The sequence below is a fragment of the Lentzea fradiae genome, from assembly GCF_900100955.1.
Lineage (GTDB): Bacteria > Actinomycetota > Actinomycetes > Mycobacteriales > Pseudonocardiaceae > Lentzea > Lentzea fradiae.
Genome location: NZ_FNCC01000002.1, coordinates 503970 through 521190, shown reverse-complemented (window position 1 = coordinate 521190; position 17221 = coordinate 503970). Strand labels below are relative to the sequence as shown.

Below are 17221 nucleotides of genomic sequence, written 5' to 3'. Positions count from 1 at the left end.
TCACACCCCCTGGCCCGCGCGAGCGCGGATCATGCCGGCGGGAGCGACGTCCTCGAGGGGCAGGCCACGACGGGCCGCGACCTCTTCGGGACGCTGCAGGCCCTTGAGGGCCGCCACGGTCGCGTGCACGATGTTGATCGCGTTGTCGGAGCCGAGCGACTTCGACAGCACGTCGTGCACGCCGGCGCACTCGAGGACGGCGCGGACAGCGCCACCCGCGATGACACCGGTACCGGCCGAGGCCGGACGCAGCAGGACCACACCAGCGGCCTTCTCACCCTGGACCGGGTGGGGGATGGTGCCGGCGATGCGAGGCACGCGGAAGAAGTTCTTCTTCGCCTCCTCGACACCCTTGGCGATGGCCGCGGGAACTTCCTTGGCCTTGCCGTAGCCGACGCCGACCATGCCGTCGCCGTCACCCACCACGACGAGCGCGGTGAAGCTGAAGCGACGACCACCCTTGACCACCTTGGAGACGCGGTTGATCGCAACCACGCGCTCGAGGTGGGGGGTCTTCTCCTGGGCCGCGCCGCCGCGGCCGCCGTCACGACGGTCGCGGCGCTCTCCGCGCTCGCCCCCGCCGCCTTCGCGACGCGTACGTCCTGGCATCAGGCGTCCCTCTCAATTCCGGTGTTGATCATTGTCAGAACTCCAGCCCCGCCTCGCGAGCGGCGTCAGCCAGAGCGGCGATGCGGCCGTGGTACGCGTTGCCGCCGCGGTCGAACACGACCGCCGTGACACCGGCGTCCTTGGCGCGGGCCGCGGCCAGCTGGCCGACCTTGGCCGCACGGGCCTTCTTGTCGCCGTCCATCGCACGGACGTCGGCTTCCATCGAGGAGGCGGACGCGACCGTGTGGCCCTTGAGGTCGTCGATGACCTGCACGGTGATGTGCTTCGACGACCGGTGCACGACCAGGCGGGGACGCTCGGCGGTGCCGCTGACCTTCTTGCGGAGGCGGAAGTGGCGACGGGTCTTGGCAACACGACGCCTGGTGGAGATGTCCTTGCCCACCGGCTTGCGCTTCGTAGCAGTCGACTCGCTCATGTCACTTACCCGTCTTTCCGACCTTGCGACGGATCTTCTCGCCCGAGTAGCGGACGCCCTTGCCCTTGTACGGGTCGGGCTTGCGCAGCTTGCGGATGTTGGCGGCGACCTCACCGACCAGCTGCTTGTCGATACCCGAGACGGAGAAGCGGGTCGGGGTCTCGACCGCGAAGGTGATGCCCTCGGGGGCCGCCACCTTGACGGGGTGCGAGTAACCGAGCGCGAACTCGAGCTCAGAGCCCTTGAGCGCGACGCGGTAACCGACGCCGTGGATCTCCATCTTCTTTTCGTAACCCTGGGTCACACCGACGACCATGTTGTGCACGAGCGTGCGCGACAGGCCGTGGAGCGCGCGGTTGCGGCGCTCGTCGTTCGGACGCTGGACCTCGAGAGTGCCGTCCTCAGCCTTCACCAGGCTGATCGGCTCAGCGATCGTCAGCGACAGGGTGCCCTTGGGGCCCTTCACGCTGACGTCCTGGCCGGCGATGTTCACGTCGACCCCGGAGGGGACAATGATCGGCTGCTTACCGATGCGCGACATGTCTACTCCCCCTTACCAAACGTAGGCGAGGACTTCTCCGCCCACGCCTGCCTTGTTGGCCTGACGGTCGGTCATGAGACCGCCAGAGGTCGAAATGATCGCCACACCCAGGCCACCGAGAACTCGGGGCAGGCCGGTGGACTTCGCGTACACGCGCAGGCCGGGCTTGGACACGCGGCGGAGGCCCGCGATGCTGCGCTCCCGGTTGGGGCCGTACTTCAGCTCGACGACGAGGTTCTTGGAGACCTCGCCCTCCTCGTCGCGGTACGAGGCGATGTAGCCCTCGCGCTTGAGGATCTCGGCGATGTTGGCCTTCAACTTCGAGTGCGGCATCACGACCTTGTCGTGGTAAGCCGAGTTCGCGTTGCGCAGACGAGTGAGCATGTCTGCGATCGGGTCGGTCATCGTCATGGTGACCTGGTCAACCTTTCTCGCTGCGGTTCACCGCTCGGGGTCCAGACCTGGCCCCGGTGAACGGGGCCAGGACGGTCGCGTGCGGGCCTACAGCGAAGTAATGGTGCTCTGAATTACCAGCTGGACTTGCTCACGCCAGGCAGCTCACCGCGGTGAGCCATCTCGCGCAGGCAGATCCGGCAGAGGCCGAACTTGCGGAACACCGCGTGGGGGCGGCCGCAACGCTGGCACCGGGTGTAGCCCCGGACCTTGAACTTCGGCTTCTTCGCGGCCTTGTTGATCAACGCCTTCTTGGCCATCGACTCAGTTCTCCTTGAACGGGAAGCCCAGGAGCTTCAGCAGCGCCCGGCCCTCCTCGTCGTTCGTGGCGGTGGTGACGACGGTGATGTCCATGCCGCGGGGACGGTCGATCGAGTCGGGGTCGATCTCGTGGAACATCGACTGCTCGTTCAGACCGAACGTGTAGTTGCCGTTGCCGTCGAACTGCTTGCCCGACAGACCGCGGAAGTCGCGGATGCGCGGGAGAGCGATCGTCAGCAGGCGGTCCAGGAACTCCCACATGCGGTCGCCGCGCAGCGTGACGCGCGCGCCGATCGGCATGCCCTCGCGCAGCTTGAACTGCGCGATGGACTTGCGGGCCCGACGAACCTCGGGACGCTGACCGGTGATGATCGACAGGTCCTTGACGGCGCCCTCGATCAGCTTGCCGTCACGGGCGGCGTCGCCGACACCCATGTTGACGACGACCTTCACGACACCCGGGATCTGCATCACGTTGGCGTAGTTGAACTGCTTCTGCAGCTCGCCGGTGATCTCCGAGCGGTAGCGCGTCTTGAGCCGCGGGATGATCTTCTCTGCGGTGGTCATGATCAGATGTCCTTCCCGTTACGACGGGAAATGCGGACCCGCTTGCCCTCGTCGTTCGTCCGGTAACCAACACGGGTCGGCTTGCCGTCCGCGTCGACCACCATCACGTTGGAGACGTTGATCGGGGCCTCCTGGGTCACGATGCCACCAGACTGCGCGCCCCGCTGGGTCTGCGTGATCTTGGTGTGCTTCTTGATCCGGTTGACGCCCTCGACCAGGACCTTGCCGGTCTCCGGGTAGGCCTGGATGACCTTGCCCTTCGCGCCCTTGTCCTTGCCGGCGATGACGACGACCGTGTCGCCCTTCTTCACCTTCATGGTCAGAGCACCTCCGGAGCCAGCGAGATGATCTTCATGAACTTCTTGTCGCGCAGCTCGCGGCCGACCGGGCCGAAGATGCGGGTGCCGCGGGGCTCGTTGTCGTTCTTGATGAGCACGGCGGCGTTCTCGTCGAAGCGGATGTACGAGCCATCCGGACGACGGCGCTCCTTGACGGTGCGAACGATGACCGCCTTGACGACGTCACCCTTCTTCACGCCGGCACCGGGGATCGCGTCCTTGACGGTCGCGACGATGATGTCGCCGATGCCCGCGTAGCGGCGGCCCGAACCGCCGAGAACACGGATGCAAAGGATTTCCTTCGCACCGGTGTTGTCGGCGACGCGAAGCCGCGACTCCTGCTGAATCACTTACTTGCTCCTGACCATTCCTGGCCCGCCGGATTTCCGACCCGACGGGCTCGGTCTGTCTAGAAAGGACTTACTTGGCCTTCTCGAGGATCTCGACGAGCCGCCAGCGCTTGGTCGCCGACAGGGGCCGGGTCTCCATGAGCAGGACGCGGTCGCCGATGCCCGCCGCGTTCTCCTCGTCGTGCACCTTCACCTTGGTGGTGGAGCGCATGATCTTGGAGTAACGCGGGTGCTTCTTGCGGTCCTCGAGCGCCACGACGATCGTCTTGTCCATCTTGTCGGACACGACGAGGCCCTCGCGGACCTTGCGGTCGTTGCGCTTCTCGGTCTGAACTTCGTTGCTGTCGGTCATGCCGCACCCTCACCAGTGGAATCCGGCGAAACGGAGAGCCCGAGCTCCCGCTCCCGCATCACGGTGTAGATCCGGGCGATGTCGTGCCGGACCGTGCGCAGCCGCCGGTTGTTGTCGAGCTGGCCCGTGGCCATCTGGAAGCGAAGGTTGAAGAGCTCTTCCTTCGACTCCTTCAGACGCAGCACGAGCTCTTCCTCGGTGAGCTCACGCAGCTCGGAAGCGGTGGTACCCGCTGCCATCAGAACTCACCACCCTCACGCGTAACGATGCGGCACTTCATCGGGAGCTTGTGGATCGCGCGGCGGAGCGCCTCGCGAGCGACCTGCTCGTTCGGGAAGGCCATCTCGAAGAGGACGCGACCCGGCTTGACGTTGGCCACCCACCACTCCGGCGAACCCTTACCGGAACCCATGCGGGTCTCGGCCGGCTTCTTCGTCAGCGGACGGTCCGGGAAGATGTTGATCCAGACCTTGCCGCCACGACGGATGTGACGCGTGATGGCGATACGAGCGGACTCGATCTGCCTGTTGGTGACGTAGGCCGGCTCGAGAGCCTGGATCCCGTACTCACCGAAGGTGACCTTCGTGCCGCCCTTGGCAGCACCCGACCGCTTCGGGTGGTGCTGCTTGCGGTGCTTGACCCTACGAGGGATGAGCATGGCTCAGCTCTCCGTCTTCTCTGCAGCAGCCGGGGCCTCGGCCGACGCGGTGGCGTCAGCTGCGGCACGACCGGCCTCGGTGCTCGTCGCGGTGGTGCCGCTGGCACCGGAGCGACGGGCCCGGTTCGGACGCTCTCCACGGTCGCGGCGCGGAGCGCGGTCGGCCTGAGCCGGGGCCGCGTCGAGCGCGCGCTTGGCCGAGATGCCACCGACGATGTCGCCCTTGTAGATCCACACCTTCACGCCGATGCGGCCGAACGTGGTGCGGGCCTCGAAGAAGCCGTAGTCGATGTTCGCGCGGAGCGTGTGCAGCGGCACGCGGCCGTCGCGGTAGTGCTCCGAGCGGGACATCTCGGCGCCGCCGAGGCGGCCACCGCACTGCACGCGGATGCCCTTGACCTGCGGCGAACGCATGGCCGACTGGATGGCCTTGCGCATCGCGCGCCGGAAGGCGACGCGGTTGGACAGCTGCTCGGCGACACCCTGTGCCACGAGCTGCGCGTCCGACTCGGGGCTCTTGACCTCGAGGATGTTCAGCTGGACCTGCTTCTTGGTGAGCTTCTCGAGCTCACCGCGGATGCGGTCCGCCTCGGCACCACGACGGCCGATGACGATGCCCGGCCGGGCGGTGTGGATGTCGACGCGCACCCGGTCACGGGTCCGCTCGATCTCCACCTTGGAGATGCCGGCACGCTCCATGCCCTTGCTGAGCAGGCGGCGGATCTTGACGTCCTCCGCCACGTACTCGGCGTACTGCTTGTCGGCGTACCAGCGGGACTTCCAGTCGGTGGTGATCCCCAGCCGGAAGCCGTGCGGGTTGATCTTCTGGCCCACTACCGCGTTCCCTTCACGCTGGACTTCTTGGGACGAGACTCCACCTCGATGGTGATGTGGCTCGTCCGCTTGCGAATCCGGTACGCGCGGCCCTGGGCACGCGGGCGGAAACGCTTGAGGGTCGGACCCTCGTCCACATAGGCCACCGACACCCAGAGGGTGGAGGGGTCCAGGGACAGGTTGTTCTCGGCGTTGGCCATGGCGCTGGCGAGCACCTTCGCGACCGGCTCAGAGGCTGCCTGGGGCGCGAACTGGAGCACGGCCAGGGCCTCGCTGGCGTTACGACCCTTGATGAGCTCGATGACGCGACGCACCTTCATGGGGGTGTCGCGAACGTAACGAGCCCGAGCCACGGCGCGCGGAAACTCCTGCGCCTCAGCGTCCTTACGGGCGTTCATCGCTGCTTTTCCCTTGCTCTTCTCAGTTCGGCGCCTAGCGGCGACGAGACTTCCGGTCGTCCTTGATGTGGCCCTTGAAGGTGCGGGTCGGGGCGAACTCGCCCAGCTTGTGCCCGACCATGGCCTCGGTCACGAACACCGGGACGTGCTTGCGGCCGTCGTGCACCGCGATGGTGTGACCCAGCATGTCCGGGATGATCGTGGACCGGCGGGACCACGTCTTGATGACGGTCTTCTTGCCCGACTCGTTGAGAACGTCCACCTTCTTGAGCAGGTGGTCGTCCACGAAGGGGCCCTTCTTAAGGCTGCGAGGCATCCTTCACTCCCTCCCTGCTCAGCGCTTCTTACCGGTGCGACGACGCCGGACGATGAGCTTGTCGCTTGGCTTGCGGCGGCGGGTACGGCCTTCGGGCTTACCAGCCGGGTTGACCGGGTGGCGACCACCGGAGGTCTTACCCTCACCACCACCGTGCGGGTGGTCGACGGGGTTCATGGCGACACCGCGGACGGTGGGCTTCTTGCCCTTCCACCGCATGCGGCCGGCCTTGCCCCAGTTGATGTTCTGGTGCTCCTTGTTGCCGACCTCGCCGAGCGTGGCGCGGCAGCGCACGTCCACGTTGCGGATCTCGCCCGAAGGCATCCGCAGCTGGGCGTACGGGCCGTCCTTCGCCACGAGCTGCACCGAGGCACCGGCGGAGCGGGCGATCTTCGCGCCGCCACCGGGGCGGAGCTCGATCGCGTGGATCACGGAACCGACCGGGATGTTGCGCAGCGGCAGGTTGTTGCCCGGCTTGATGTCGGCCTTGGGGCCGTTCTCAACCGTGTCGCCCTGCTTGAGCTTCTCCGGCGCGATGATGTAGCGCTTCTCGCCGTCCGCGTAGTGCAGGAGCGCGATGCGCGCGGTGCGGTTGGGGTCGTACTCGATGTGAGCGACCTTGGCCGGCACGCCGTCCTTGTCGTTGCGGCGGAAGTCGATCAGGCGGTAGGCCCGCTTGTGACCGCCACCCTTGTGCCGCGTGGTGATCTTGCCCGACGCGTTGCGGCCACCCAGCTTGTGCAGCGGGCGGATCAGCGACTTCTCCGGAGTCGACCGAGTGATCTCGGCGAAGTCGGAGACGCTCGCACCGCGACGACCGGGGGTCGTCGGCTTGTACTTGCGAATGCCCATCTCTACGCAGTCCTCGTCATCAGGCGGCAGGGCCGCCGAAGATCTCGATCGGCTTGCTGTCCGAAGACAGGGTCACGATCGCGCGCTTCGTGTCCTTGCGCTTGCCGAACCCGGTGCGGGTGCGCTTGCGCTTGCCCTGCCGGTTGATGGTGTTGACGCTGACGACCTTCACGCCGAAGACCTTCTCCACGGCGATCTTGATCTGCGTCTTGTTCGAGCCCGGCGCCACCAGGAAGGTGTACTTGTTCTCCTCGAGCAGTCCGTAGGACTTCTCGGAGATCACGGGCGCGAGCAGGACGTCCCTGTGGTCGGGGATCACTTCGAGGCCTCCTCGTCCACCGCGGTCGCCGTGGCCTCGGCCGAGCCAGCACCCAGCTGGGACTTGCCGGCCAGGAACACGTCGAGCGAGTCCTTGGTGAACACGACGTCGTCGTTGACGAGCACGTCGTAGGTGTTGAGCTGGTCGGGCGCGATCACGTGCACGTGCGGGAGGTTCCGCACGCTGACCCAGGCGACCTCGTCGGCGCGGGTGAGCACCACGAGAACGCGACGGGCCTGGGTGACCGACTCCAGGACCTTGCGCGCGGTCTTGGTCGACGGGGTGTCCCCGTCCACCAGGCCGGACACGACGTGCACCTGGTTGGCGCGGGCCCGGTCGGAGAGGGCACCGCGCAGCGCGGCGGCCTTCATCTTCTTGGGCGTCCGCTGCGAGTAGTCGCGCGGCTGCGGGCCGTGGACGGTGCCACCGCCTGCGAACTGCGGAGCGCGGGTCGAACCCTGGCGGGCGCGACCGGTGCCCTTCTGGCGGTACGGCTTCTTGCCACCACCGGACACCTCGCCGCGGGTCTTCGTGGCGTGCGTGCCCTGGCGCGCGGCGGCCTGCTGGGCCACGACGACCTGGTGCAGCAGCGCGACGTTCGCCTGCGCGTCGAAAACAGCCGAGGGGAGCTCGACCGTGCCGGCGGACTTGCCGTCCGGCGTACGGATCTCAACCGTCGACATCAGGCACCACCCTTCGCGGCCGTCTTGACGAACACCAGACCGCCCTTGGGACCGGGAACGGCGCCCTTGATGAGCAGCAGGCCGTTCTCCACGTCGATCTTGTGCACCTTCAGGTTCTGGGTCGTGACGCGCACGTGGCCCATGCGGCCGGCCATGCGCAGACCCTTGAAGACGCGACCCGGGGTGGCGCAGCCGCCGATGGAACCCGGCGAGCGGTGCTTGCGCTGGGTGCCGTGGCTGGAGCCGAGACCCCGGAAGTTGTGGCGCTTCATGACACCCGCGGTGCCCTTGCCCTTGCTGGTGCCGGTGATGTCGACAACAGCGCCGGCCTCGAACACCTCAGCGGTGATCTCCTGGCCGACCTCGTACTCGCTGGCGTCGACCGTGCGCAGCTCCACCAGGTGGCGACGGGGCGTGACCCCGGCCTTGGCGAAGTGGCCCGCGACGGGCTTGTTGACCTTGCGCGGGTCAATCGCGCCGGCCGCCAGCTGGATGGCGGTGTAGCCATCCTTCTCCTCGGTGCGAACCTGGGTGACGACATTCGGCTCAGCCCTGACGACGGTCACCGGGACGACCCGGTTGTTCTCGTCGAAGACCTGAGTCATGCCGAGCTTGGTGCCCAGGATGCCCTTGATCTGCCTGTCAGACATTGGTCCGTTACTCTCCGCGCCCAACGCTTACTGGATGTTGACGTCGACACTGGCCGGCAGGTCGATGCGCATGAGCGCGTCCACCGTCTTCGGCGTCGGGTCGAGGATGTCGATCAGCCGCTTGTGCGTGCGCATCTCGAAGTGCTCGCGCGAGTCCTTGTACTTGTGCGGCGAGCGGATGACGCAGTACACGTTCTTCTCGGTGGGCAGCGGCACTGGCCCGACAACCCGAGCGCCGGTGCGCGTCACGGTTTCCACGATCTTGCGCGCTGACGCGTCGATCGCTTCGTGGTCGTAGGCCTTGAGCCGGATGCGGATCTTTTGTCCCGCCATGATGGCTTGCCGTTCCTCTGCTTCTCGTACCGCTGCGGTGCGGTGCCTCGGATGAGGCCTGTTACAGCCTCTTGGCGCGCTCCGCCCCTGTTGAAGTGTCATGGTGCCCGGTCCACGCGGTCGGGCGTGTCGCGCCCGGTGCGCATACCGGTCCCACTCAAGGTCTCCCCGGTGGGATTGGGCCTACCACAGCCCATGCACCCTGATGCCCATCTCCGCAAGGAGGCGTTCACTAACAGGGCGCGGACGCTCGGTCGAAGGGATCGGACACGCACGGATGCGCCCCGGCCTTCGTCGAGCAACCCGTAAAGGATGCCACACGGGTGTGGGGCGATCCAAATCGGGGTGGGTGAGTAAGAGCCAGATCACGTCTCGATCAAGATTCGCGGCGGCGCCGCGAAAGCCCCGATCGCGTCGTGTGGCTCCCCACTCCCCTTGTGCCACAACGACAAAGGCCGGACCAACGAAGTCGTTGGTCCGGCCTCGCCGAACTGACTGCGGTTGCCCGCGGTCAGCGCCGGGTCACTTGATGATCTTGGTGACCGAGCCGGCGCCGACGGTGCGGCCACCCTCGCGGATCGCGAAGCGCAGACCCTCGTCCATGGCGATCGGCTGGATCAGCTTCACGCTCATGAAGGTGTTGTCGCCGGGCATGACCATCTCGGTGCCCTCGGCGAGCGTCACAACGCCGGTCACGTCCGTCGTCCGGAAGTAGAACTGCGGACGGTAGTTGTTGAAGAACGGCGTGTGGCGGCCACCCTCGTCCTTGGACAGGATGTAGACCTGCGCCTCGAACTCGGTGTGCGGGGTCGTGGTGCCCGGCTTGACGATGACCATGCCGCGCTCCACCTCCTCGCGCTTGATGCCGCGGAGCAGCAGGGCGGCGTTGTCGCCGGCCTGGCCCTCGTCGAGGAACTTCTTGAACATCTCGATCGAGGTGACCGTGGTCTTCTTCGAGGTCTCCTTGATGCCGACGATCTCGACCTCTTCGTTGACCTTGATGATGCCCCGCTCGATGCGGCCGGTGACGACCGTGCCACGACCGGTGATCGTGAAGACGTCCTCGACCGGCATCAGGAACGCCTTGTCGACCTCGCGCTCCGGCTCCGGGATCGCCGAGTCGACGGCGGCCATGAGCTCGAGAACGGACTTCGCCCAGGTCTCGTCGCCCTCCAGCGCCTTCAGCGCCGAAACGCGCACGACCGGCAGGTCGTCGCCCGGGAACTCGTACTCGGAGAGCAGCTCGCGGACCTCGAGCTCGACGAGCTCCAGGATCTCCTCGTCGTCGACCATGTCGGCCTTGTTCAGCGCGACGACGATGTAGGGGACGCCGACCTGGCGGGCCAGGAGGACGTGCTCCTTCGTCTGCGGCATCGGGCCGTCGGTCGCCGCGACCACCAGGATGGCGCCGTCCATCTGCGCCGCACCGGTGATCATGTTCTTGATGTAGTCGGCGTGACCGGGGCAGTCGACGTGCGCGTAGTGACGGTTCTCCGTCTGGTACTCGATGTGCGCGATCGAGATCGTGATGCCGCGCTGCTTCTCTTCCGGCGCCTTGTCGATCTGGTCGAACGCGAACGAAGCGTTGACATCGGGGTACGCGTCGTGCAGAACCTTGGAGATCGCCGCGGTCAGCGTGGTCTTGCCATGGTCGATGTGACCGATGGTGCCGATGTTGACGTGCGGCTTCGTCCGCTCGAACTTCGCCTTCGCCACTGGATTGTCCTCCTGGACTTCTTCTTTGCTGGTCCGGCGGGGGCACTGTATGTGGCCGCCCGCCGGACTTACACGTCAGGGTCGGATGGTGCGGACCCCAGGGAATTCACCCCGGAGAGCCCGCGGTGGAACTGCGGTGCTCCGGTGCGGGGTTATTCCCCAGTCGCCTTCGCGATGATCTCCTTCGAGACGTTCGCGGGAACCTCTGCGTAGGAGTCGAACACCATCGAGTAGTTGGCACGACCCTGGGTCTTGGACCGCAGGTCACCCACGTACCCGAACATTTCCGACAGCGGCACCAGTGCCTTCACGACACGGACGCCACTGCGCTCCTCCATGGCCTGGATCTGGCCACGGCGGGAGTTCAGGTCGCCGATCACGTCGCCCATGTACTCCTCGGGCGTCGTGACCTCGACCGCCATCAGCGGCTCGAGGATCGCGGGAGACGCCTGACGGGCGGCTTCCTTGAGAGCCATCGAACCGGCGATCTTGAACGCCATCTCCGACGAGTCGACCTCGTGGTAGGCGCCGTCGATCAGCGTCACCTTCACGCCGACCAGCGGGTAGCCCGCCAGCACGCCGTACTGCATCGCGTCCTGGGCACCCGCGTCGACCGACGGGATGTACTCACGCGGGATGCGACCACCGGTGACCGCGTTGACGAACTCGTAGAGCGCGCCGTCCTCGGTCTTCTCCAGCGGCTCGACGGTGATGAGCACCTTCGCGAACTGGCCGGAGCCACCGGTCTGCTTCTTGTGGGTGTAGGAGTACTTCTCCACCGCCTTGCGGATGGTCTCCCGGTACGCCACCTGAGGCTTGCCGATGTTGGCCTCGACCTTGAACTCGCGGCGCATGCGGTCCACCAGGATGTCCAGGTGGAGCTCGCCCATGCCGGCGATGATGGTCTGGCCGGTCTCCTGGTCGAGGTTGACCCGGAACGTCGGGTCCTCCTCCGCCAGCTTCTGGATCGCCGTGCCGAGCTTCTCCTGGTCCGCCTTCGTCTTGGGCTCGATGGCCACCTGGATGACGGGCTCGGGGAAGGTCATCGACTCCAGCACGATCGGGTGCGCCGGGTCGGCGAGGGTCTCACCGGTCGTGGTGTCCTTCAGACCGATCACGGCGTAGATGTGGCCCGCGATGGCCTCGGTGACCGGGTTCTCCTTGTTGGCGTGCATCTGGAAGATCTTCCCGATGCGCTCCTTGCGGTCCTTGGTCGCGTTGACGACCTGGGTGCCGGAGGCGACCTTGCCCGAGTAGACCCGGATGTAGGTCAGCTTGCCGAAGAACGGGTGCACGGCGATCTTGAACGCCAGCGCCGAGAAGGGCTCCTCGGTGGAGGCCTCGCGCTTCACGACGGTCTCGCCGTCCTGCAGCGTGCCCTCGACCGGCGGGAGGTCCAGCGGCGACGGCAGGTAGTCGATCACCGCGTCGAGCATGGGCTGGACGCCCTTGTTCTTGAACGCGGAACCGCAGAGCACCGGGTAGGCGGTGCCCTCGGAGACGATCTTGCGGAGGCCCGCCTTGATCTCCTCGACGGTCAGGTCGCCGTTCTCGAAGTACTTCTCGGTGAGCTCGTCGTCGGTCTCGGCGACGGCCTCGAGAAGCTGCTCGCGGAACTCCTGCGCGCGCTCGAGCAGATCCGCGGGGATCTCCTCGATCGCGTAGTCCTCGCCCTTCTGGACTTCGCCACGCCACGTGAGCGCACGCATCTCGACCAGGTCGACGACGCCGATGAAGTCGCTCTCGGCACCGATCGGGATCTGGATCGGGAGGGGCTTGGCGCCCAGGCGCTCGGAGATGGTGCGGATGGTGAAGTAGAAGTCCGCGCCGAGCTTGTCCATCTTGTTGACGAAGCAGATGCGCGGGACGTCGTACTTGGTCGCCTGCCGCCAGACCTGCTCGGACTGCGGCTCGACGCCCTCCTTGCCGTCGAAGACGGCAACGGCGCCGTCGAGGACGCGCAGGTTGCGCTCGACCTCGACGGTGAAGTCGACGTGGCCGGGCGTGTCGATCAGGTTGATCTGGTGGTTCTTCCAGTAGCAGGTCGTCGCGGCGGACGTGATGGTGATGCCGCGCTCCTGCTCCTGCTCCATCCAGTCCATCACGGCAGCGCCGTCGTGCACCTCGCCGATCTTGTAGCTGATCCCCGTGTAGAAGAGGATCCGCTCAGTCGTCGTGGTCTTGCCCGCGTCGATGTGGGCCATGATCCCGATGTTGCGGACCTTGGCAAGATCAGTGAGCACGTCCTGTGCCACGGGTCTTTCCCCTGTCTTGAGCTTGTCAGCTCACTAGGGCTGGGAGAGCCCGGCCTGTCGTGCAGACCGGGCGTCACATCACCAGCGGTAGTGGGCGAAGGCCTTGTTGGACTCGGCCATCTTGTGCGTGTCCTCACGGCGCTTGACGCTCGCACCGAGACCGTTGCTCGCATCGAGCAGCTCGTTCATCAGACGCTCGACCATGGTCTTCTCACGGCGCTGCCGGGAGAAGAGGATCAGCCAGCGCAGCGCCAGCGTGGTGGAGCGGCCGGGCTTGACCTCGACCGGGACCTGGTAGGTCGCGCCACCCACGCGGCGGCTCTTGACCTCGAGAGCCGGCTTGACGTTGTCGAGCGCGCGCTTCAGCGTGACGACCGGGTCGGTGCCGGTCTTCTCGCGAGCACCCTCGAGCGCTTCGTAGACGATCTTCTCGGCGACCGAGCGCTTGCCATCGACCAGCACCTTGTTGATGAGCTGGGTCACCAGCGGCGAGCTGTAGACCGGGTCGGAGATCAGCGGCCGCTTCGGGGCCGGTCCCTTGCGGGGCATCTCAGCTCTTCTCCTTCTTCGCGCCGTAACGGCTGCGAGCCTGCTTGCGGTTCTTCACACCCTGGGTGTCGAGAGAGCCACGGATGATCTTGTAACGAACACCCGGCAGGTCCTTCACACGACCGCCGCGCACGAGCACCATCGAGTGCTCCTGGAGGTTGTGGCCCTCACCGGGGATGTACGCCGTGACCTCGATACCGCTGGTCAGCTTCACGCGAGCGACCTTGCGCAGTGCGGAGTTCGGCTTCTTGGGGGTGGTGGTGTAAACGCGGGTGCACACACCGCGCCGCTGCGGCGAGCCCTTGAGGGCCGCCGTCTTCTGCTTCGCCACCTTGTCCTGGCGGCCCTTGCGGACCAGCTGCTGGATCGTTGGCATTCGCCGGCTGCTTCTTCCGTCTTGTGGGTGTTCCTTCGCAGGTCACCCTGGTGTTTCTTGATCCCTCTCTGCACCCGAGGTCGGGCGTGTCGCCCGCTCCCAGGGTCCGCGGGCAACAGTCCACACCGATACAACGGCTTCAACTGTCCCAGCGAGTGGAGGACACCACGGCCTCACGGGCACGCGGAGCGGCCCGACATGGGTCGGGCACGAGTAGCAAAGATACCCGCCCACGTCTACCCGGGTCAAAACGGGGGTGCCGCGACCCTGCCTGCAGTAGACATGGTCCTCCTGCTCAACGGTACGCGCGCGACGGAGGACCGACTGTGCAGCTCACCTTCCCGGTGGCGAACGCCACCGTCCTGCTCGCGCTGACGCTGACCCTTTCCGGCTGTTCCGGCTGGACCGAGCAGGCGGGTGTCGGCGAGTGCGCGAAGCAGTCCGACGTCACCGACACGACCGTCGCCATGGAAAAGGTCGACTGCTCGGCGGACGAGGCCGTCTACCTGGTGGCGTCACGCGAAAGGCGGACGTTCTGCCCCGAGGGCGACTACCTGGACGAGTCGTCGGGCCGCACGCGCAAGAGCGGCGACACGCGCTACTGCTACATCCTGAACGTCAACGAGGGCGACTGCCTGAAACCCACCAACCAGTACTTCGAACGGGTGGCGTGCACCGCCGGCACCCGCAAGGTCACCAAGATCGTCGACGGCACGTCCGACCGCGCCCTGTGCGGCGGCGACGACTCGAAGGTCTACTCCCGCCCGGTGAAGACCATCTGCATCTCGAGATGACCCGCCTGCTTCACTGTGCGCGTGGACGACCTGATCGCGGCGATGGCCTCGCTGACCGGCTCCTCCGCCGCTCCCGAGCTGCTCGGCGGCGACCGCGGCGACGTGGTCGTCGTGCGTGTCGGTGACGTCGTCGCGAAGGCGCACCCCGCGGACGCGGACGTCGAGGCGTTGCGCCGGCGCGTGGAGATCGCCGCGGCACACCCGGACCTCCTGCTGCCGCCGTTGAAGCCGCTGCAGTTCGTGGACGACCGTCCCGTGACGGTGTGGCCGTACGGGACGCCGGTGAGCCAGGACGACCCCGACGGCGCACCGTGGGAGGAGAGCGCGCGGCTCCTCGCGAAGCTGCACGCGTTGCCGGCACGGGGCCCCGCCGCCGGTACGCCGGAACGGATCGTGCGCGCCATCCACGCGCTGCCGCCGGACCTGCCGGACGCCGACGTCGTGCTGGCCGCCTACGCCGTCCTGCCACCGCTGACCGCGGGTGGCACCGCCCTCATCCACGGCGACTGGCACCTCGGCCAGCTCGTGCACAGGGGCGCGTGGCGGCTCATCGACGTGGACGACCTCGGCGTGGGCGACCCGGTGTGGGACCTGGCGCGTCCCGCGGCGTTGTTCGCCGCCGGAATCCTCCCGCCCGACCTCTGGGCGCGGTTTCTCGGCGCTTATCGCGAAACGGGCGGCATCGCCGTGACGACATCGGAATGGGACGTCCTCAACATTCCGGCCCAGGCGTACGTTGTCCAGATGGCAGCACGGGCACTAGTGACCGGTCTGCAGGCAGTGGAACCGCTGGTCGCGGCATGTCGTCGGATCGTCTCGGCGCACGGCGACGGCGAACGTGGCTAATATCGTTTTTGTCCGGTCCCACCCAGGAGGGCTCACCACGATGCAGTGTCCCAAGTGTCATGCGAACATGCGCACGTTCGACCGCATGGGCGTTCACATCGAGCAGTGTGACGGCTGCCGCGGGGTCTTCCTCGACTACGGCGAGCTCGAGTCCATCACGCGCCTCGAGGCCCAGATGCAGGCCCCGCCCCCCGCACCGGCCCCGCCGCCCGCCGCCTACCCGCAGCCGGCCCAGCCCGCCTGGGGCGCCCAGCCGCACTACGGCCACGGCGGCTACTACGGCCACCGCAAGCACCGCGGCCTCGGCGGCCTCTTCTTCTCCTCCTGACCACGTCGAACGGCCCCGGACCACCAGGTCCGGGGCCGTTGACGACTACCGAATTTCTACGCGATAATCGGTAGTCAACGGGAGGAGCAACCATGTCTGTCGCGACCGAGGCCGCCCAGATCCGGGATCTCTTCGAAACGATCGAGGAGATCGAGTCCGTGGCATCGTCCCTGGCGGAAGACGACGAACGCCGCCGCAAACTGGACGGGGTAGTCGCCCGCACCCTCCGCCAGGCTCCACCCGTCCGCCCAGTCGTGGCGGGCGAGCTCCTCGACCTCACCGAGAAGACGGTGAAAGCCTGGGCCCGCGAAGGCGTACTGGCCATCCACAGCCAGGAACCGAGAATGCTCCTCGACACCGTGCGCCTGCACGAGGTCCTCCACCTGGTGGCCGACCTCCGCCGCGCAGGCAAGACCCGCGGCCTCCTCGACGAGGTCCACCGCCGCCTGAGCGACCAGTCCCTCCTCGACCGAGCCGACCTGGCCACCTCCCTCGACGAGATGCGCAGCGGCAAGGGACGCGTGGTCCGCACAGCTTGATCCAGGTACTGGAAACCCACACAGCCCACGCCCAGGCAGCGGGCCTGCGAGGCCGCGCCCGTCTGGCCTACGACCGCTTCCTGGACGAACTGGCCCACTCGGGCTGCGCGGCCCTGGGCTACCGGGTGACAGGCCCGGAGCCCCTCCCCCGTCTCTGCGTGAAACACCTGCGAGGCCCAGACCGGGTAGTGGTCGCCTTCCCGTCAGAGGACGTCGTCTGGGTCCTCCTGGTAGGCCCGCACGACGACGACCCCGGCCTGGACCTCTACGAGGCCCTCTACGAGATGGCAGGCGTCCGCCCCCGCCTCTCCGAGAAACGCACCAAACCCCGCTGCTGCACGGACACCGAGGGCACCGTCCCCCCGCTGGTGGACGAACACCTGGTGGACGACCTGGTGATCCGAGCCAGAGCCCTGGCAAGAGCCCGCCGCCGCTGACCACCCAAGCCCCGGCCCGGCCTCCTTCCGACCATCACCGACAATTTTTCTTGTCAAGACAGCCGAACTTGTCCTACGCTCGTCACACCAGGAACGAGCGATCGGAGAAGCACGATGTCCTTCCAGGCGTACCTCGACGGCGCGGAGAAGAAGACCGGCAAGACCCCCGCCGAACTGCTGGCGGCAGCCACCACCCGAGGCTTCGACGCCACCACCAAGGCAGGCGAGTTCCTGGAATGGCTGAAGGCCGACTACGACCTGGGCAGAGGCCACGGCATGGCCCTGTACCACGTGCTCAAGAACGGCACGGAGATCAGCGACAAGCACGTGGGCAGCAAGGGCACCCACCGAGACGAGTCGACGCAACTGCGACTCGACGGCCTGGCCAACCGCTGACAGGCGTGCCGTCCACCCGCGGACGGCGCCAGCCC

At 66.9% G+C, this 17221-nt stretch carries 29 protein-coding genes; 6 read left to right on the top strand and 23 right to left on the bottom strand.

Translation table 11 applies throughout. The features are described from left to right. The 23 genes from rpsE to rpsL all read right to left on the bottom strand — a co-directional run bounded on the left by rpsE (position 1) and on the right by rpsL (position 13846). The gene (gene rpsE / locus BLT23_RS06640) at positions 1-609 is read right to left on the bottom strand and encodes a 30S ribosomal protein S5 (RefSeq protein ID WP_030473451.1); all 609 of its coding nucleotides are present in this window, start codon (positions 607-609) and stop codon (positions 1-3) included. A 34-nt stretch (positions 610-643) separates the two neighbouring features. Further along, complete coding sequence (rplR, locus tag BLT23_RS06635; protein WP_090046585.1) at positions 644-1045, bottom strand: 50S ribosomal protein L18; 402 nt, start codon at positions 1043-1045, stop codon at positions 644-646. Position 1046: 1 nt separating this feature from the next. Beyond that, complete coding sequence (gene rplF, locus BLT23_RS06630) at positions 1047-1586, bottom strand: 50S ribosomal protein L6 (RefSeq protein ID WP_090046583.1); 540 nt, start codon at positions 1584-1586, stop codon at positions 1047-1049. Between the two features lie 12 nt (positions 1587-1598). After that, positions 1599-1997, bottom strand: coding sequence for a 30S ribosomal protein S8 (rpsH, locus tag BLT23_RS06625; RefSeq protein ID WP_090046582.1), 399 nt, complete (start codon positions 1995-1997; stop codon positions 1599-1601). 116 nt (positions 1998-2113) lie between these two features. Then, on the bottom strand, positions 2114-2299 hold the full coding sequence (locus tag BLT23_RS06620) for a type Z 30S ribosomal protein S14 (RefSeq protein ID WP_030473455.1): 186 nt from the start codon (positions 2297-2299) through the stop codon (positions 2114-2116). Between the two features lie 4 nt (positions 2300-2303). Next, a complete protein-coding gene (gene rplE / locus BLT23_RS06615) occupies positions 2304-2867 on the bottom strand; it encodes a 50S ribosomal protein L5 (RefSeq protein WP_090046580.1) in 564 nt (187 codons plus the stop codon). 2 nt (positions 2868-2869) lie between these two features. Then, a complete protein-coding gene (gene rplX, locus BLT23_RS06610; RefSeq protein ID WP_090046578.1) occupies positions 2870-3184 on the bottom strand; it encodes a 50S ribosomal protein L24 in 315 nt (104 codons plus the stop codon). A 2-nt stretch (positions 3185-3186) separates the two neighbouring features. Then, positions 3187-3555 carry a 50S ribosomal protein L14 gene (gene rplN / locus BLT23_RS06605; protein ID WP_030478306.1) on the bottom strand — a complete coding sequence of 123 codons (369 nt, stop codon included), beginning with the start codon at positions 3553-3555 and terminating at the stop codon, positions 3187-3189. Between the two features lie 70 nt (positions 3556-3625). Next, positions 3626-3907 carry a 30S ribosomal protein S17 gene (rpsQ, locus tag BLT23_RS06600; protein ID WP_030473459.1) on the bottom strand — a complete coding sequence of 94 codons (282 nt, stop codon included), beginning with the start codon at positions 3905-3907 and terminating at the stop codon, positions 3626-3628. Continuing rightward, entirely contained in the window at positions 3904-4146 is a 243-nt protein-coding gene (gene rpmC / locus BLT23_RS06595) for a 50S ribosomal protein L29 (protein WP_089915286.1), read from the bottom strand. Before rpmC ends, rpsQ begins: the two co-directional genes overlap by 4 nt. After that, positions 4146-4565 carry a 50S ribosomal protein L16 gene (gene rplP / locus BLT23_RS06590; protein ID WP_030473461.1) on the bottom strand — a complete coding sequence of 140 codons (420 nt, stop codon included), beginning with the start codon at positions 4563-4565 and terminating at the stop codon, positions 4146-4148. Before rplP ends, rpmC begins: the two co-directional genes overlap by 1 nt. A gap of 3 nt (positions 4566-4568) precedes the next feature. After that, positions 4569-5399 (bottom strand): 30S ribosomal protein S3, encoded by an 831-nt coding sequence (gene rpsC / locus BLT23_RS06585; protein WP_090046576.1) that lies wholly within the window; start codon positions 5397-5399, stop codon positions 4569-4571. Next, a complete protein-coding gene (gene rplV / locus BLT23_RS06580; protein WP_090046574.1) occupies positions 5399-5797 on the bottom strand; it encodes a 50S ribosomal protein L22 in 399 nt (132 codons plus the stop codon). The genes rpsC and rplV overlap by 1 nt, the downstream gene beginning before the upstream one ends. Before the next feature lie 34 nt (positions 5798-5831). Next, positions 5832-6113 (bottom strand): 30S ribosomal protein S19, encoded by a 282-nt coding sequence (gene rpsS / locus BLT23_RS06575; RefSeq protein WP_015105260.1) that lies wholly within the window; start codon positions 6111-6113, stop codon positions 5832-5834. Between the two features lie 18 nt (positions 6114-6131). Beyond that, entirely contained in the window at positions 6132-6965 is an 834-nt protein-coding gene (gene rplB, locus BLT23_RS06570) for a 50S ribosomal protein L2 (RefSeq protein ID WP_089949047.1), read from the bottom strand. Positions 6966-6984: 19 nt separating this feature from the next. Further along, a complete protein-coding gene (rplW, locus tag BLT23_RS06565; protein ID WP_090046572.1) occupies positions 6985-7284 on the bottom strand; it encodes a 50S ribosomal protein L23 in 300 nt (99 codons plus the stop codon). Continuing rightward, positions 7281-7967, bottom strand: coding sequence for a 50S ribosomal protein L4 (gene rplD, locus BLT23_RS06560; protein ID WP_090046570.1), 687 nt, complete (start codon positions 7965-7967; stop codon positions 7281-7283). The genes rplW and rplD overlap by 4 nt, the downstream gene beginning before the upstream one ends. Next, positions 7967-8617, bottom strand: coding sequence for a 50S ribosomal protein L3 (gene rplC, locus BLT23_RS06555; protein ID WP_090046568.1), 651 nt, complete (start codon positions 8615-8617; stop codon positions 7967-7969). The genes rplD and rplC overlap by 1 nt, the downstream gene beginning before the upstream one ends. Positions 8618-8644: 27 nt before the next feature. Next, positions 8645-8950: a 30S ribosomal protein S10 gene (gene rpsJ, locus BLT23_RS06550; protein ID WP_003938093.1), complete on the bottom strand. Its 306-nt coding sequence runs from the start codon at positions 8948-8950 to the stop codon at positions 8645-8647. Positions 8951-9472: 522 nt separating this feature from the next. After that, a complete protein-coding gene (tuf, locus tag BLT23_RS06545) occupies positions 9473-10666 on the bottom strand; it encodes an elongation factor Tu (protein WP_090046566.1) in 1194 nt (397 codons plus the stop codon). A 152-nt stretch (positions 10667-10818) separates the two neighbouring features. After that, positions 10819-12921 carry an elongation factor G gene (gene fusA, locus BLT23_RS06540; protein WP_090046563.1) on the bottom strand — a complete coding sequence of 701 codons (2103 nt, stop codon included), beginning with the start codon at positions 12919-12921 and terminating at the stop codon, positions 10819-10821. A gap of 78 nt (positions 12922-12999) precedes the next feature. After that, positions 13000-13470, bottom strand: coding sequence for a 30S ribosomal protein S7 (gene rpsG, locus BLT23_RS06535; RefSeq protein WP_090046561.1), 471 nt, complete (start codon positions 13468-13470; stop codon positions 13000-13002). A gap of 1 nt (position 13471) precedes the next feature. Then, the gene (gene rpsL, locus BLT23_RS06530) at positions 13472-13846 is read right to left on the bottom strand and encodes a 30S ribosomal protein S12 (RefSeq protein ID WP_030473471.1); all 375 of its coding nucleotides are present in this window, start codon (positions 13844-13846) and stop codon (positions 13472-13474) included. Positions 13847-14172: 326 nt separating this feature from the next. On the opposite strand from rpsL, the gene BLT23_RS06525 reads away from it, so the two are divergent. From BLT23_RS06525 to BLT23_RS06500, 6 genes are all read left to right on the top strand, one after another. Continuing rightward, positions 14173-14640, top strand: a complete 468-nt coding sequence (locus BLT23_RS06525) for an LppU/SCO3897 family protein (RefSeq protein WP_090046559.1) — start codon at positions 14173-14175, stop codon at positions 14638-14640. A 21-nt stretch (positions 14641-14661) separates the two neighbouring features. Continuing rightward, positions 14662-15486: a phosphotransferase family protein gene (locus tag BLT23_RS06520; RefSeq protein ID WP_218133655.1), complete on the top strand. Its 825-nt coding sequence runs from the start codon at positions 14662-14664 to the stop codon at positions 15484-15486. A gap of 40 nt (positions 15487-15526) precedes the next feature. Beyond that, on the top strand, positions 15527-15814 hold the full coding sequence (locus tag BLT23_RS06515; protein ID WP_090046557.1) for a TFIIB-type zinc ribbon-containing protein: 288 nt from the start codon (positions 15527-15529) through the stop codon (positions 15812-15814). A 92-nt stretch (positions 15815-15906) separates the two neighbouring features. Beyond that, positions 15907-16353 (top strand): hypothetical protein, encoded by a 447-nt coding sequence (locus BLT23_RS06510; RefSeq protein ID WP_090046555.1) that lies wholly within the window; start codon positions 15907-15909, stop codon positions 16351-16353. Then, a complete protein-coding gene (locus BLT23_RS06505) occupies positions 16350-16790 on the top strand; it encodes a hypothetical protein (protein WP_090046553.1) in 441 nt (146 codons plus the stop codon). Before BLT23_RS06510 ends, BLT23_RS06505 begins: the two co-directional genes overlap by 4 nt. A gap of 114 nt (positions 16791-16904) precedes the next feature. Beyond that, entirely contained in the window at positions 16905-17186 is a 282-nt protein-coding gene (locus tag BLT23_RS06500) for a DUF4287 domain-containing protein (RefSeq protein WP_090046551.1), read from the top strand. Positions 17187-17221: the final 35 nt, after the last annotated feature.

Bases quoted from the DNA above. Each gene is read 5' to 3' on its own strand.
- rpsG (WP_090046561.1), bottom strand. From the start codon at position 13,470: ATGCCCCGCAAGGGACCGGCCCCGAAGCGGCCGCTGATCTCCGACCCG.
- rplF (WP_090046583.1), bottom strand. From the start codon at position 1,586: ATGTCGCGCATCGGTAAGCAGCCGATCATTGTCCCCTCCGGGGTCGAC.
- BLT23_RS06510 (WP_090046555.1), top strand. From the start codon at position 15,907: ATGTCTGTCGCGACCGAGGCCGCCCAGATCCGGGATCTCTTCGAAACG.
- BLT23_RS06500 (WP_090046551.1), top strand. From the start codon at position 16,905: ATGTCCTTCCAGGCGTACCTCGACGGCGCGGAGAAGAAGACCGGCAAG.
- rplX (WP_090046578.1), bottom strand. From the start codon at position 3,184: ATGAAGGTGAAGAAGGGCGACACGGTCGTCGTCATCGCCGGCAAGGAC.
- rplE (WP_090046580.1), bottom strand. From the start codon at position 2,867: ATGACCACCGCAGAGAAGATCATCCCGCGGCTCAAGACGCGCTACCGC.
- BLT23_RS06620 (WP_030473455.1), bottom strand. From the start codon at position 2,299: ATGGCCAAGAAGGCGTTGATCAACAAGGCCGCGAAGAAGCCGAAGTTC.
- rpsS (WP_015105260.1), bottom strand. From the start codon at position 6,113: ATGCCTCGCAGCCTTAAGAAGGGCCCCTTCGTGGACGACCACCTGCTC.
- rpmC (WP_089915286.1), bottom strand. From the start codon at position 4,146: ATGGCAGCGGGTACCACCGCTTCCGAGCTGCGTGAGCTCACCGAGGAA.
- rplR (WP_090046585.1), bottom strand. From the start codon at position 1,045: ATGAGCGAGTCGACTGCTACGAAGCGCAAGCCGGTGGGCAAGGACATC.
- rplP (WP_030473461.1), bottom strand. From the start codon at position 4,565: ATGCTCATCCCTCGTAGGGTCAAGCACCGCAAGCAGCACCACCCGAAG.
- rpsQ (WP_030473459.1), bottom strand. From the start codon at position 3,907: ATGACCGACAGCAACGAAGTTCAGACCGAGAAGCGCAACGACCGCAAG.
- rpsJ (WP_003938093.1), bottom strand. From the start codon at position 8,950: ATGGCGGGACAAAAGATCCGCATCCGGCTCAAGGCCTACGACCACGAA.
- rplD (WP_090046570.1), bottom strand. From the start codon at position 7,967: ATGTCGACGGTTGAGATCCGTACGCCGGACGGCAAGTCCGCCGGCACG.
- rpsL (WP_030473471.1), bottom strand. From the start codon at position 13,846: ATGCCAACGATCCAGCAGCTGGTCCGCAAGGGCCGCCAGGACAAGGTG.
- rplV (WP_090046574.1), bottom strand. From the start codon at position 5,797: ATGAACGCCCGTAAGGACGCTGAGGCGCAGGAGTTTCCGCGCGCCGTG.
- rplB (WP_089949047.1), bottom strand. From the start codon at position 6,965: ATGGGCATTCGCAAGTACAAGCCGACGACCCCCGGTCGTCGCGGTGCG.
- rpsH (WP_090046582.1), bottom strand. From the start codon at position 1,997: ATGACGATGACCGACCCGATCGCAGACATGCTCACTCGTCTGCGCAAC.
- BLT23_RS06515 (WP_090046557.1), top strand. From the start codon at position 15,527: ATGCAGTGTCCCAAGTGTCATGCGAACATGCGCACGTTCGACCGCATG.
- rplC (WP_090046568.1), bottom strand. From the start codon at position 8,617: ATGTCTGACAGGCAGATCAAGGGCATCCTGGGCACCAAGCTCGGCATG.
- rpsE (WP_030473451.1), bottom strand. From the start codon at position 609: ATGCCAGGACGTACGCGTCGCGAAGGCGGCGGGGGCGAGCGCGGAGAG.